The organism is Nonomuraea sp. NPDC049750, assembly GCF_040659625.1.
In the GTDB taxonomy this organism is placed as follows: domain Bacteria; phylum Actinomycetota; class Actinomycetes; order Streptosporangiales; family Streptosporangiaceae; genus Nonomuraea.
Genome location: NZ_JBFANB010000004.1, coordinates 169,706 through 183,655 on the forward strand (window position 1 = coordinate 169,706; position 13,950 = coordinate 183,655).

The following is a 13,950-nucleotide window of genomic DNA, read 5'->3' on the forward strand; positions in this document are numbered from 1 at the left end:
GGCGGCCGATTAAGGCCGGCACCGCAGAATTGCGGAGAGGATAAGCGGTAGGTTCGGCCACGTGCCACGCTCGCATGAAACCTGGCTGGGCGAGATAAAGCCCCAGGTCACGCCGCTGCCGCCGGAAGGATGGCAGCCATGGCCTTTGTGCCAGTTCATCCTAAAAATACATAGTAGATGCGACTTGAGGTGCGATTATTGTTATGTCTACGAAATGGCCGATCAAAGCTGGAAAGAGCAGCCGCGTCGGGTTTCGAAAGACGTCATCGCGCACACCGCCTCCCGGATCGCCGAGCACGCTCACGCGCACCGGATGCCGTCCGTCCACCTGATCCTGCACGGCGGGGAGCCGCTCCTGGCCGGTGCCGACCACATCGCCCATACCGTCCGGGCCGTCAGGCAGGCCCTGGGGCCGGGCGTCCATCTCGACGTGAGCCTGCAGACCAATGGGATGCGCCTCGACGAGACGTACCTGAAACTCTTCGACGATCTCGGGGTCCGCGTCGGCCTCAGCCTGGACGGCGACGCCGCCGATCATGACCGGCACCGGCGGCGGGCCGACGGGAGCGGCAGCCACGCGACCGTCTCCGCCGCGCTCGACCTGCTCACCGAGCGCTACCTCCACCTGTACGGCGGGCTGCTGTGCACGGTCGACCTCGACAGCGACCCCCTCACCACCTACGAGGCGCTGCTGGAGTCCGGGCCGCCGCGGATCGACTTTCTCCTGCCGCACGGCAACTGGGCCGAACCGCCGCCCGGCCTGCCCGCCGAGGACGGCGCGACACCGTACGCCGACTGGCTGATCCCGATCTTCGACCGGTGGTACGGCGCCCCGCGGCGGGAGACCGAGGTGCGGTTGTTCGCCGACATCCTGCACCTCCTCATGGGCGGCACGTCGTCGAGCGAGAGCCTCGGGCTGGGCCCGGCCCGGATGGTGGTGATCGAGGCCGACGGCGGCATCCAGCAGTCCGACACCTTGAAGTCCGCCTATCCCGGCGCTCCCGTCACCGGGTTCCACGTCGCCCGCGACACCTTCGACGCCGTGCTGCGGCATCCGGCCGTCATGAGCCGGCAACTGGGCGCCGAGGCCCTCGCGAAGGAATGCCGGGACTGTCCGGTCCTGTCGGTCTGCGGCGGCGGCCTCTACGCGCACCGCTACGACCCGGACCGCGGTTTCGGCAACCGCTCGGTGTATTGCGATGACCTGTTCCGTCTGATCACCCATATCCGCGGCGAGGTCGAACGCGACGTCGCCGCCCTGCTGGAAGGGCGCCGATGAGCCTCAAGCACCACATCATCCCGGACGAGCACTTCCAGGCGCTGGGCTCGGGGGCGGGGGGCGCGGCGGCGGCCCGCCTGCTGCTCAGCGCCCAGCACAGCAAGCACGTCCTGCTCATCCACGGGGTCGGCCGCGTCGCCCCGGAGGCGTACCGGCTGCTGAGCGAGGCCCAGAGGCATCGCCCGGAGGCGGTGGCGGCCGTGCTCCGCCATCCCGCCGTCGGCGCCTGGGCCTGGCGTACCTACCACGCGCTGGCCTACCGTGCGCTGGCGACGGGGTCCGGCGGGCACTCGCCCGCCCGGCTGGCCGCCGTAGCGGCCGCGGCCGCCGTCCGTTCGGGCATGGACTTCGAGATCGAGGTGCCCGCCGAGGAGGGCGGCATCATGCTGCCGTCGCTCGGCCGGGCCGTACTCGTCGGCTCCGCCGGCTCCTCGGCGACGGTCAGGCGCGCGGGCGGCCCGGCGGAGGTGATCGGTGACGAGACGGTACGCATCCCCGACGATCCCCATCAGGACGCCCCCGGCTGGCAGGCGCTGCGCCGCCTGGAGGCCACGGCCCACGGCGAGACCCTCTCGCTCTGTGTCGACGACCTCGACCCGTACCGGATGCCCGGTGCCCGGCTGGCCGCGGACCGGCTGTCCGACGACGAGCTGGCCGTCTGGGGTGAGGCGCTGCGGCGGTCATGGGAGCTGATGCTCGCCCATCACCGGACCGTCGCGGAAGAGGTGTCCGTCGCCACGAGCGTGCTGACGCCGCTGACCGACGTACCCGGTGACCAGATCAGCGGCAGCTCGCGCGAGGCGTTCGGCTGCGTGGCGCTGTCCACGCCGCCTGACGCGACGACGCTGGCGCTGACGTTCGCGCACGAGGTGCAGCACGGGAAGCTGTCGGCGGTGCTCGACGTGCTGCCCCTGCTGCGGCCGTCCGGCGAGCGGCGCTACTACGCGCCGTGGCGCGACGATCCCCGCCCGCTGGGCGGCCTCTTCCAGGGCGCGTACGCCTATGTCGGGGTCAGCGGGTTCTGGCGCAGGCAGCGGCGGCACGAGCGGGGGGAGGCGGCGCTGGCCGCGAGCGCCGAGTTCTACCGCTGGTGGGAGGCCGCGGAGGGGGCGACGCGGGTGATCGCCGAGAGTGGATTCCTCACGCCGCCCGGCGAGCGCTTCGTCGCCCGGATGGCCGGGACCCTGAACGCCTGGCGGGAGGAGGAGGTCTCCGCCGAGGCCGTCGAGAAGGCGCACCGGGACGCGGCGGCCCACCGCCGGATGTGGGAGGAGCGCAATGGCATGGTCACGCCGTCGTCTCCAGGCGGCGCGACAATTCCTGGATGAAGTCGCGGGCGTCCCCCCAGAAGACGGCCGCGCGGATGTTCAGCCGGGCGATCCGGGCCAGGTGATACCTCCTGGCGGCCTCTTCCATCCCACCGGGGCCCGGATCGTAGAGCGCCATGATGTTCCTCTTGGGGCTGGGGACGCCCGACAGCAGGGACATCAGCAGGTCGAACGACGATGAGCGAGGGTTGAAGCCGATCATGAGGAAGGGGTACGTCACCAGCGCCCCGAGGATGTCGGGCGACCATTGGTCGTACTCCACCCGCAGGCACCTCAGCCGGTCGCTCTCCGACAGCACCAGCGAGCCCGGCAGGTCGTACGAGCCGGCCAGGTGACACACCAGGGGCCGCTCGGGGGTGGGCGCGACCACGGGCTCGGCCGCGGCGCGCTCCGGGCGCCAGGGCAGCACCTTGATGACGGGCTCCCGGCCCGCGCCCAGCAGCGACCGCGCGAGCCGGCCGTGGTAGCCGGTGGTCAGGTAGGAGGTGGCGGGCATCTTGGCGAGGAAGGCGTACGGGTCCTCCGCGTGCGGGTCCTCCTCGTCCTGCCGCTCCCACTCCCGGCGCAGCCCGTCCAGGATCTCCTCGGCCATGGCCGCCTGGTCCGGCAGCGTCACCGCGTAGTCCAGGACGGACTCGAAGTCCCACGCGTCCGCGAACGGGTAGCCGAGCCGGCCGGCCCACTCCCAGCTCATCGCCCGGACCCTGGCGGCCTTCTCCCTGGAGACGTCGGCGCCGACGATCGGCGTGCAGTCGCCCGTGGTCACCTGGTAGATCAGCCGGGCCCAGTCGTCGCCCTCCATCTCCTGGGCCAGGAGCGCCCGGCGCGGCACGGCCGGCGCGGGCGCGGGCCGGGCCACCGTACTGTCATGAACGGTTGTGCGGGCCCCGGCCTCGAGCGCGACGCCGCTGTAGCGCTCGGCGCCCTCCCCGTCGTTGATCGCCCGGAAGTACGCGACCAGCCGGGTGACGAAGCCCCGCACCTCCTCGTCCGTGGAGTCGGCCAGGGACGACGCCTCGGCGTGGCCGGCCAGTTCGGCGTAGCGAGGGAAGTTCGCCCGGTTGTCCGGATCGCCGCAGTCGAATCCGGCCAGCAGCCGGTGCACGTCCCGCCGTACGCGCTCCCGTTCCTCGCCGGCCATGCGCTCCTTGACCGTCGACTGGAGCAGGCGGTGCACCTGGATCGTGCCCTGACCGGCCAGACGGACGAACCCGTAGCGGGTGAGCGCCCGGATCGCGTTGTCGGCCAGCACCGGATCCTGGAACACCGCGACCGACTCGCCCGACAGCGCCAGGCGCCCCTGGCGCAGCAGGCCGCGCGAGATCGACTCCGGCCGGAGGAACGCGCAGCGCCGCAGCAGGTGCAGGGCCTCGGGGCAGGTCTGCGCGAGGGTCTCGAAGCCCAGGTCCCACGCCGAGGCCAGCCCGCGCCCGTAGTCGACCGGCGGATGCTGGTCCAGCATCCGGCCGGGCTGCTCCCGCAGCCGCGCGAGGTAGGCCCCGGGGGCCAGGCCGGAGCCCTTGATGTACGTGCCCGCCTGCACGACGCCGAGCGGCATGTCCGCCAGCTCCTCCGCCACCTGCCCAGCCTCGTCGACGGATATTCCGGGCACCCGCCGGGTGAGCAGTTCGATGCTGTCGCCGCGCTCGAACACGCCGACGTCGATAGGGACCGCGACCTCGTCCCACGCGGGCTCGCGGGAAGTGATGAGCACATGCCCCGACCCGCCACGCGGCAGGAACGCCCCCATGGTCGCCGGATGCCCGGCGTTGTCGAACACCAGCAGCCACGGCGCCCAGCGCGGGTCCTCCCGCAGCAGCTTCAGCGTCTCCGAGACGATCGCCGCCTCGCCGATGCCCTCGTCGAGCCGGTGCCCTAAGGAGGCCAGATCGGTCCGGATCAGGCTCGGCTGCTCGGCCCTGACCCACCAGACGGTGACGTATCTGGAGGAATGCTGGTGGATGTATTCGGAGGCCAGCTGGGTCTTGCCGTGGCCGCCGGGCCCCACCAGGCACACCGGCCAGCCCGTCTGCGCGGCCATCGCGGTGCCGAGCTCGGCGAGCAGGCGCCGGCGGCCGGAGAAATGGCCTCTGACCGGCGGGGTGCCGCCGCCCAGGATCCTCGGCAGGGAATCGTCCCGGTCGTCCGGTGCCGGCTCGGCCGCCTGGCTCATGCTCGCCGAGACGCTCCGGTGCCGGTCCAGCCACCCTCGGACGTACGCCTCCTCGTCGTCCTCCAGGCGCAGTCCGTTCTCGCGCCCGAAGGCCAGGCAGGCGCGGACGAAGGCGTCGACGAGCGGCCACGAGGGCGTCCGTTTGCGCTCACCCTCCAGCAGGCTCTGCACGGTGCTGGGCGCCAGCCGCTCGGGATTCAGCCGCCGCAGTTCGCGGTAGGAGGGGCCGCCGGCCCGCCCGCGTAGTTCGCCCAGGGCCGCGATGAACGCCTGGAGGGATTCTTCAGGCATCGATCCCCCTGTCCGCATCCGTACGAACTCATTCAGAATTATCCGCTTTATCGGCGCCGCTCACCAAGCCGATGTACCAGGTCGTCCAGACCTTCCGGCATTGACCCGGATCATTGCGGGACACCGGCACCGCCGCCTTCCCTGAATACGGGACGCATCACCAAGGGAGGCAAAATGTGGCCCGAAACCGTACTGCTTTTCTCGGCCGCTCCTTTTCTCCTGGGCGCGCTGCGTTTTCTGATCCTTTACCTCGGGCTCCGGCTCACGCTGCGCAAGGCGCGGCAGAGCGATCGGCCTGGCCTGTATCACGACTTCGCCCTGGCGATAAGAGGCGGCCATCCGGAGCCGGATCAGATGGGGGGCGGGTCGAAGTCGCAGTCCATGCGCGCGCCCTCTTCCAGGGCCAGTCGCGCGTCGGGATGATCGAGGCCCATGGCGTCGGCGTAACCTCGCCGGGCCTCGGCGTACAGCGCGTCGGCCTCTTCCTGCCGGCCGCACGCGCGCGTGTCGAGGGCAAGGTTGGACAGGCAGGCCAGCAGCAGCGGGTATCTGTCGGTAAAGGTCCTGCGCAGACTGACGAGCGTCTCGCTGCCCAGCCGCATTGCCCCGTCGTGGTCGTCCAGCGCGGCATGGTCGCTGGCGAGGTTGACGGCGCAGGTCAGGGCGTAGTGGTGAGCACGCCCGAGCCGGGCGTCGAGACCGGCCAGCGCCCGCTCGTCGGTGTCCTTGGCCGCCGCGGCGTCGCCGCGCAGCCTCTGGAGGACCGCCAGGTTGGTCTCGCAGCCGTAGACATAGGGGTGGTCCTCGCCGTAGATGGCGCGGTATCTCGCCACCGCCTGCTCGGCGATGTCGTAGGCGAAGCCGATGTCGCCGGTCGCGCGCAGGGCGTTGGACAGGTTGCTGGCCGCCGCGACGGTGTCGGGATGGTGGTCGCCCATGATGCGTTGCAGGCGGGAGTGCACGTCCTGGGCGAGTTCGAGCGAGCCATCGAGGTCGCCTGCCCTGCGCTTGGCGATCGACAGATCGCGGGCCGTGCGCAGGGTCCACAGGTGGTCGGCGCCGAGCTCCTGGACGCCGTACGCGTAGGCGTCCTCACCGAGGTCGACCGCCTCCCGCGCGTCGCCGCTCAGCCGGACGGCCCTGGCCAGGCCGTTCCAGCTGTTGAGCACGTCGGCTTCGCCGATCCGCTCCGCGCTCTCGCTCTGCTTGCGGTGCACGACGTCGTGCAGGTTCCTGGCCGCCGGGTAGTCGCTGTTGAGGCCGTAGTCGACGGCCAGGTTGTTCATGATCTGCAGGGTCGCCGCCGCCTGCTCGCCGAACACGGTCACATGCTGGGTCCGCAGCCGCTCGTCCAGCTCCCGGGCCGCCGACCAGTCGCCGGCGGCCCGCAGGTCGGCCGCGAACCCGCTGCTCAGCACCAGGGTCTCGCGGTCCTCCGGGCCGAGCACCTCGGTCATCGTGGCCAGCGTGGCGCTGTCGAGATCGTAGGCGGCCCGGTATTCGCCCAGCTCGCGGATGATGGTGCCGAGGTGGCGCTGGGCGATCAGCACGTCAGGGTGCTCGGGCCCCGACTCCTCGGTCCACTTCGCCACGAACTGCTCCGCGAAGATGCGCGCGGACTGGTAGTTGCCCGAGCGATTGAGGTAGTAGAGGACGTCGCGCACCATGCTCCGGACCGCCGGATCCGCGCAGTCCTCCACCCGGGCCGGCAGGATGTGCGCGATCAGCTCGTTGTAGCGCTGCCAGCTGGCCGTCTCGTCGGGCTGCTTCGGCGCCGCGCCGGCGAGCAGCAGGTGCACCTCGTGCCGGAAGCGCCGGCGCTCGTCCTCATCCAGCTCGTCCCGCAGCAGCGCCTGGACCAGCCGGTGCACCTGGATCGTGCGTGACTGCGAGTCGATGGTCGCCAGCGCGAACCTGCCCAGCTCCCTGATCGCCCTGGTGAGCAGGATCGTGTCCCCGAAGATGCTGCTCAACCTGGCGTCGGACGCCTGATGGCCGGCCCGGCGGAAGACGTCGCGGGGGATCGGCTCCGGGCCGAAGAAGGCGCAGCAGCGCAGCACGTCGACCGCCTCGGGCAGCTTGCTGCGCAGTTGCGCGACCGACAGCGCCCACGCGGCGGTCATGGGCATCGGGTATTCGGACGGCTTGCTCTCCGAGAGCAGGGCGCTGGTCTGCTCTTTCAGCAGCCGGAGGTAGTCGTCCACCGAGATGCCGGTCTCCACGTGCAGCGCGCCCGCCTGCTCCAGTGCCAGCGGGAGGTCGCCGAGCTGCTCGGCGAGCCGGTCGGCGTCGGCGCCGGACAGCGCCGCGCGCCTGGAGAGGAACTCCACGCTCTCCACCCGGTCGAAGACGTCCACCGCGACGGTGTCGACGATGCCCTGCCAGCGGTGGTTGCGCGAGGTGACGATCACCTGCCCCGGCCCCTGGGGGATGAGCTCGCTGATCTCCTCCGGCTGGTCGGCGTTGTCGAAGACCAGGAGCCAGCGGTCGTAGGGCACGCCGCGCCGCAGGGCGTCGAGCACCGCGTCGGCCGCGTCCTCGGCGCCGCTCCGGGTGGCGGCCTGCAGGCCGAGGTGCGCCGCCAGGCCTGCCAGCGACGACTTGACCAGAAGGGGCTGGTCGGCGGGGATCCACCAGACCACGTCGTACTCGGCCTTGAACCGGTGCGCGTATTCGACCGCGAGCTGGGTCTTGCCCACCCCGCCCAGGCCGTGCAGGGCGTGCGGGACGACGGCGGTCACCTCGGTGGACAGGCCCGCGTGCAAGCGCTCAAGCAGGCTGGACCGGCCGGTGAAGTTGACGTTGCGGGTGGGGATCTTGCCCCAGACTTCGGGCACTCGCCCCGTTCTGACCGATTCTGGCTGCGAACCTGTCACGTCACGCCTCCGGGGTCGCTGGCGACCTCCTTATATTAAAGCGTTTGGGCGTCGCAGGAACGTTATTGTCACCCTTACGGACGACGCCATGTAATCTCGGTCGGTAGGTTGGCGTGTTCGCTGTGTCCGAATTCAGGATCGTAGGAGCTTCAATGAGCGATGAGCTGGCCGAGCCGGGTCTCGTCGACGTGAGTGATCTGTCGCTCACCGACCTCGACGAGCTGGACGCGTCAGCGCTCGCCCATGCCCTGCGTACGCTCCTGCGCGCGGGTGAGGACGCGATGGGGCCGATCGCGGGGTTCAGCCAGAGCATCGACGGGCCTGCCGCCACCAGCTAAAAATAGGGTCGTACCTCGTGCTCCACGCCCTCGTCGTGCCAGGAGAGCAGGTCGCCCCCGATGAAGGAATCCGACTGGGCTCGGCTGATCGATCAGCTCCGCACCGGTGACTGCACGCCGTTCATCGGCGCGGGGGCCAGCGGCGGCAACGTCCCGTCCGGCGGTGAGCTGAGCCGTGAATGGGCGGCCCGCTTCGACTATCCCTTCGCCGACGACGGCGATCTCGCCAGGGTGATGCAGTATGCCCGCAGCATCCTCGGCGACGCCGGGCTGAAACACGAGTTCAGCCGCCACCTTTCGACGATCGGGCCGCCGGACTTCACCACTCCGGGGGAAATCCACTCCTCCATCGCCGCCTTTCCCATTCCGGTGTTCCTGACCACCAATTACGACGACTTCCTCTTTCGAGCACTGCGCGCTTCCGGTAAGGAGCCCAGCGCGGCCATTTGCCCGTGGCACGAGGGCGTGCCGTACGACAGAAACCTGTTCGAGCGCGGCCCTGGAATACGCCCCGACGTCAACCGGCCGCTGGTCTACCATCTCTACGGAAGCACGAGCCTCTCGTCGTCCATGGTGCTGACCGAAGAGGATTACATCGACTTCCTCGTGCACATGACCACCGCGCGAGCGCAGCACAACCGGCATGTGATTCCGCCGATCATCCTCGATGCCCTGGCGAACCGGCCGCTGCTCTTTCTCGGCTACACGCTTCAGGAATGGACGTTTCGGGTGCTGTTCCATGGACTGATCAGACGTTACCCGGCCATCCGCCGCCGGCGTCATGTCAGCGTCCAGCTCACGCCCGGCAACGAGAATGTGAAACCCGGCGCCGCCCTGCGCGCCAAGGAATACCTCGACCGATATTTCGACGGTTGGGAGGTCTCCATCTTCTGGGGCACCCCTCGCCAGTTCTGCGCGGAGCTGGACGAGCGTATGGGAAACCGGTCGTGAGCGCCGAGCCGCCGACCGGCGCCTTCGCAGCCGAGCCGTACGTGGGCCTGCGCTCCTACACGAAGGACGACCAGAAACGCTTCTTCGGGCGGGACGCCAAGGCGTACGAGATCTCCGTGATGTGGCAGGCGCACCGTCTCACGATGCTGCACGGACCGTCAGGAGTGGGCAAGACGTCCGTGCTGGAGGCCGGTGTGCTGCCCGAGCTGGCGAACAAGCGGGTGGACGTGCTGCCGATCGGGCGGCTCTCCCACGGCTCGGCCTTCCCGATGGTCGCGCTGCCCGAGCGCAACCCGTTCACGGTGGCGCTGCTGTCGTCGTGGGCTCCGGGCGAGTCGCTCACGCGGCTGTCGGGGCTCACCGTCCAGCAGTTCTTACGGCGGCGCGGCCCCAGGGTCGACAAGTACGGCGACCCCATCCCCATCCTGGTGGCCATCGACCAGGCCGAGGAGCTCTTCTTCGACTTCTCCCACCGCCAAAGCTTCCGCGACCCCTTCATCGCCCAGCTCGCCGAGGCCCTCGACGACAACGAGGACCTGCGCCTGCTCCTGTCGATCAGGGAGGACTACCTGGCCCGGCTCATGGCACACGGCGACCCGCTGCGCAGCGGCGGCCCGTCGGCGTCGGTGGTGCTGAACCCGTTCCGGGAAGAGGAGGCGCTGGCCGCGATCAGGGAGCCGCTCGCCGGAACGGAACGCTCCTACGCGCCCCAGGCCGCCGAGACCCTGGTCAGGGAGCTGCGCACGGTGCGGCTGCAGGGCACCGGCAGCCCGGCCTCCTACCTCGTGGAGCACGTGGAGCCGGTACAGCTCCAGATCGTCTGCTCCGCGCTGTGGAACTCCTGCCCCCTCGACCTGACGGTCATCACCCCGGAGTACGTGGAACGGCACGCGGACGTCGACCGATCCCTGGGCGACTTCCTCGACCAGGCCCTGGCCCAGATCGGGCACGACTACGAGATCCCCGTCGACCGATTGGGCGCCTGGCTGCGGGAGACGTTCATCACCGAGCTCGGCACCCGGGGCATCGCCTACGAGGGGGAGACCCAGACCGCGGGCATGTCCAACCGTGTGGTCAAGGCGCTGATCGACCGGCACGTGCTCAAGGCGGAGATGCGGTCGGGCTCACGGTGGTGCGAGCTCCAGCACGACCGGCTGCTCCAGCCGGTGCTGCGCGCGCTCGGCGGCGCTCGTCCCCGTCCCGGCTCCGGCCAGGCTCCCGTGAGCGCCGCCGAGCACCTGCGCGTGGCCGAGCAGGTGCTGGCGGACGGTGACTCCAAGCTGGCCGGGACGCACGGCGAGAAGGCCAGGGACGCTTGCGGTGCGGACGATCTCCGCACGCGTGCGGAGATCGAGTCCTTCCTCGGCAACCTCGCGGCCACGGCGGGGAAATGGGCGACGGCCGAGAAGTGCTACAAGCAGGCCAGCCAGGTCTATGAGCGGCTGCGGGACACCTCGGCGGTGGGCCACTCGCTGGCCGCGGCCGGCCGGGTGATCCTGCACCAGGGACGCCCGGACGAAGCCATCGCGGAGCTGCTCGCGGCCGTGGGCAGGGTGCCGGGCGACCTGGCCGTGCAGGTCGAGCTGGCCACCGTGCTGTGGCACACGGGCAACCCGCAGGCGGCGCTCCCCATCCTGCACAGCGTGCTGTCGGCGGACGGTGACACGCCCGTCGCGCTGCGGGCACGCGGCGGGATCCTCGCCGACCTCGGCAAGCCCGAGCTGGCGCTGCGTGACCTCGACCGGGTACGCGAGCCCGCCGAACCGGCCACCATCGCCGCCCGTGCCCTGGCACTGGCCGAGCTGGACCGGGCCGAGGAGGCGTCCGTCGAGCTGGAGGCGGCCCTGCTCGGGGGGCGTGATCAGGGGCTGGTGGCGTACCTGTGCGCCCGTGCCCTGGCCCGGATGGGTGACCGCGCTCGCGCCGCCCAGGTCGTGCGCGAGGCGACCCGGCCGCCCCTCACCTCCTACCAGCGGCGGATCTTGGCTGACCTGCGGTAATTGCTAGCTTTGTCAACTTCTGTGGTAAATCTCCGTAGTCACGGGAGCGCATGCGTGACGCCGAGCCGCTGGTGGAGCCGGCGCAGGGCGCGAGCCCCTCAGCGGCCGCGGTCCCGAAGGCCGCCGGGGAGCAGGTGAACCTTCCTCCCCTGGTCGTCGCCCAGACCGACAGCTGGGTCCGTCCGTACGTCGCCTCGGCCGCCAAGCAGCGGACGTGGCGCTCCGGCGGCCTCATCGCCAAGACCGCCGGCAAGGTCTTCGGCACCGGCGGCAACGGCAACGACTTCGTGGCCTCCGGGAACGTCGCCGCCGAAGCCGCCTGGTCCGTGCTCACCGCTCCGCCCCGCCGAGCCGCAGCATCACCTTGCCGCTGCCGCTCGCGGGGTCGGCGGCGATGGCGAGCGCCTCGGCAGCCCGGTCGAGGTCGAAGCGGTGGCTGATGATCGGGGAGACGTCGAGGCCGTCCCGCATGGCGCTCAGGGCCTCGTCGATCTCCTCGGCGAAGCGGTAGGAGCCGATCCAGGTGATCTCCCTGGTCACCAGATCACCGAGGGCCGCGGAGACGGCCGTGCCGGGCAGGCTGCCGACCTGGACGAGGGTGCCGCCACGGGCGGTCGCCCGCAGGACGGAGCCGAGCGCGGCCGGGCTGCCCGAGGCCTCGAAGACCAGCTCGACGTCCTGGGGGAGCGTGGCGTCCCCGCCGACCTGGACGGTCTCGTCCGCGCCCATGGCGCGGGCGACGGCGAGCGAGGTCGCGGAGAGGTCCGAGGCGATGACCATGCCCGCCCCGCGGTGTTTCGCGGCGGCCACGACCAGTGAGCCGATCGAGCCGGAGCCGTTGACGAGCACGGTCTTCCCGCGCAGGTCCCCGGCGCGACGCACGGCGTGCATCGCCACGGCGAGGGGCTCGGCGAGGGCGCCGCGCTCGGTGTCCACGCCCTCGGGCAGCGGCCGGATCTGATCCGCGCGGACCACCCGGTACTCGCTGAACCCGCCGTCGGTGTGCGGGTCGAAGGCGGCCGACCCGAAGTAGCGGACCCGGGGGTAGAGGTTCGTGCGGCCGGCGAGCCGTTCGGGCAGGCGGCCGTCGCCGACCAGCTCGGCCGGGTGCACGGTGACCGGCTGCCCGACCGTCAGCCCGCTGACGCCCGCGCCGATCCCGGCGATCCGGCCGGCGACCTCGTGCCCGAGCACCAGAGGGTGCTTGAGCACGGCGGTCCCGGACGCCCCGTTCTTCCAGTACGAGATGTCGGAGCCGCAGATCCCGCCCCACTCCATGGCGAGCAGGACCTGCCCTTCCCCCGCCACCGGCTCGGGGCGCTCGTCGATCCGGAGGTCACCGGGACCGTGTACGACGGCCGACTTCATACCGCGTCCTCCAACCGGACCAGGTCGCGCCCGCGAGTCTCGGGGGAGAGGACCGCGGACAGCAGGGTGATGAGCGAGTAGACGACGAGCATCGCCGCGATGGGCCACCAGCTGCCGGTGACGGCGGTGAGGGTGGCCGCCACGACCGGGCCGATGGCGGTGGCCAGGATGCCGCCGATCTCCTTGGCCAGGGCGAGCTGGGTGAAGCGGGTCCGGGAGCCGAACAGCTCGGCCATCGTGACGCTCTCCAGCGAGAACAGGCTCAGGACACCGACGTTCAGCCCGAGGATCATGCCCAGCATCAGGGCCGCCGTGCTGCCAGAGATGATCATCAGCATCATCGGGAACGCGAACGCGATGGTCAGCAGCGTGACCGCGATGTACATGGGCCGGCGGCCGAAACGGTCGCCGAGCAGGCCGACCACCGGCACGGTGACGAAGCCCAGCAATGAGCCGTAGACGATGGCGCTGGTCGGGATCGACCGGTCGACGAGCAGCGTGGCGGCGATGTAGCCGACGAGGAAGGTCTGGACCAGGCCCGAGTTGCCGGCCTGGCCGAACCGCAGGCCCAGGGCCAGGAAGAACGCCTTGCCCTTGCGCTGGTGGAGCCCGGCCTCGAGCACGCCCTCATCCTTCTTCTGGAAGGCGGCCTCGGCCTGCGTACGGGACATCGCGACGCCGTCCACGACGTCGGGGCGTTCCTCGAAGACCGGGCTCTCCTTGAGATTGCGGCGTACCCACACCGCGAAGACCATGAGCACGAAGCTCAGCAGGAACGGCACCCGCCAGCCCCACGTGAGCAGCTGATCCTCACTGAGGACGGCGAGCAGGATCGCCCACAGGCCCGAGGCCGCCAGCGTGCCGGTGTTGGTGCCGAGCGACACCAGTGAGGAGACCAGGCCGCGACGCTGTACAGGGGCGTACTCCGCGAGCATGACGGTGGCCCCGGCGATCTCGGCGCCGGCCCCGAAGCCCTGGATCAGCCGCAGGGCGACCAGCAGGATCGGGGCGAGGATGCCGATCACCGCGTAGGTCGGCAGTACGCCGATCAGCGTGGTCGAGGCGCCCATGAGCAGGATGGTGATGATCAGGACCTTCTTGCGGCCGATCCGGTCGCCCATCCGGCCGAAGTAGATGGCCCCGGCGAGCCTGGCGACATATCCGACGCCGTAGGTGGCCATGGCGGCGATCAGGCCGATGGCCGGGCTGACGTCCGGGAAGAAGATCTTGTTGAAGACGATGGCGGCCGCCAGCGAGTACAGCTGGAAGTCCATGAACTCCATCGCCGTGCCGAGCCAGCCGGACATGGCCGCCCTGACGAGGTCGCGGGTCGTTCTGGTCACGGC

General features: G+C 70.7%; 9 protein-coding genes. 5 read left to right on the plus strand and 4 right to left on the minus strand.

The features are described from left to right. Nucleotides 1-145 precede the first annotated feature (145 nt). Together AB0J16_RS12710 and AB0J16_RS12715 are read left to right on the plus strand one after the other, a co-directional pair. Complete coding sequence (locus AB0J16_RS12710; RefSeq protein ID WP_358538831.1) at nucleotides 146-1,279, plus strand: FxsB family cyclophane-forming radical SAM/SPASM peptide maturase; 1,134 nt, start codon at nucleotides 146-148, stop codon at nucleotides 1,277-1,279. Further along, nucleotides 1,276-2,607, plus strand: a complete 1,332-nt coding sequence (locus AB0J16_RS12715; protein ID WP_358537910.1) for an HEXXH motif domain-containing protein — start codon at nucleotides 1,276-1,278, stop codon at nucleotides 2,605-2,607. Before AB0J16_RS12710 ends, AB0J16_RS12715 begins: the two co-directional genes overlap by 4 nt. Here the strand turns inward: AB0J16_RS12715 and fxsT (AB0J16_RS12720) are convergent. Then, nucleotides 2,567-5,071 carry an FxSxx-COOH system tetratricopeptide repeat protein gene (gene fxsT / locus AB0J16_RS12720; protein ID WP_358537913.1) on the minus strand — a complete coding sequence of 835 codons (2,505 nt, stop codon included), beginning with the start codon at nucleotides 5,069-5,071 and terminating at the stop codon, nucleotides 2,567-2,569. The genes AB0J16_RS12715 and fxsT (AB0J16_RS12720) overlap by 41 nt on opposite strands. A gap of 350 nt (nucleotides 5,072-5,421) precedes the next feature. Continuing rightward, nucleotides 5,422-7,908 carry an FxSxx-COOH system tetratricopeptide repeat protein gene (gene fxsT / locus AB0J16_RS12725; RefSeq protein WP_358537916.1) on the minus strand — a complete coding sequence of 829 codons (2,487 nt, stop codon included), beginning with the start codon at nucleotides 7,906-7,908 and terminating at the stop codon, nucleotides 5,422-5,424. A gap of 191 nt (nucleotides 7,909-8,099) precedes the next feature. On the opposite strand from fxsT (AB0J16_RS12725), the gene fxsA reads away from it, so the two are divergent. Genes fxsA through AB0J16_RS12740 form a run of 3 tightly spaced genes read left to right on the plus strand, consistent with a single transcriptional unit; the run spans nucleotide 8,100 to nucleotide 11,236 of the window. After that, nucleotides 8,100-8,285, plus strand: a complete 186-nt coding sequence (fxsA, locus tag AB0J16_RS12730; protein WP_358537919.1) for an FxSxx-COOH cyclophane-containing RiPP peptide — start codon at nucleotides 8,100-8,102, stop codon at nucleotides 8,283-8,285. Between the two features lie 60 nt (nucleotides 8,286-8,345). Further along, nucleotides 8,346-9,236, plus strand: a complete 891-nt coding sequence (locus tag AB0J16_RS12735; RefSeq protein ID WP_358537921.1) for an SIR2 family protein — start codon at nucleotides 8,346-8,348, stop codon at nucleotides 9,234-9,236. Continuing rightward, a complete protein-coding gene (locus AB0J16_RS12740; RefSeq protein WP_358537924.1) occupies nucleotides 9,233-11,236 on the plus strand; it encodes a tetratricopeptide repeat protein in 2,004 nt (667 codons plus the stop codon). The genes AB0J16_RS12735 and AB0J16_RS12740 overlap by 4 nt, the downstream gene beginning before the upstream one ends. Before the next feature lie 330 nt (nucleotides 11,237-11,566). Here the strand turns inward: AB0J16_RS12740 and AB0J16_RS12745 are convergent, their stop codons facing one another. Both AB0J16_RS12745 and AB0J16_RS12750 read right to left on the minus strand, forming a co-directional pair. Continuing rightward, entirely contained in the window at nucleotides 11,567-12,604 is a 1,038-nt protein-coding gene (locus AB0J16_RS12745; RefSeq protein WP_358537926.1) for an L-idonate 5-dehydrogenase, read from the minus strand. Continuing rightward, entirely contained in the window at nucleotides 12,601-13,947 is a 1,347-nt protein-coding gene (locus tag AB0J16_RS12750) for an MFS transporter (RefSeq protein ID WP_358537929.1), read from the minus strand. The genes AB0J16_RS12745 and AB0J16_RS12750 overlap by 4 nt, the downstream gene beginning before the upstream one ends. Nucleotides 13,948-13,950: the final 3 nt, after the last annotated feature.

Excerpts from the sequence above, each read along its gene's own strand:
- AB0J16_RS12745 (WP_358537926.1), bottom strand. The coding sequence starts at position 12,604 with ATGAAGTCGGCCGTCGTACACGGTCCCGGTGACCTCCGGATCGACGAG.
- AB0J16_RS12715 (WP_358537910.1), top strand. The coding sequence starts at position 1,276 with ATGAGCCTCAAGCACCACATCATCCCGGACGAGCACTTCCAGGCGCTG.
- AB0J16_RS12735 (WP_358537921.1), top strand. The coding sequence starts at position 8,346 with ATGAAGGAATCCGACTGGGCTCGGCTGATCGATCAGCTCCGCACCGGT.
- fxsA (WP_358537919.1), top strand. The coding sequence starts at position 8,100 with ATGAGCGATGAGCTGGCCGAGCCGGGTCTCGTCGACGTGAGTGATCTG.
- fxsT (WP_358537913.1), bottom strand. The coding sequence starts at position 5,071 with ATGCCTGAAGAATCCCTCCAGGCGTTCATCGCGGCCCTGGGCGAACTA.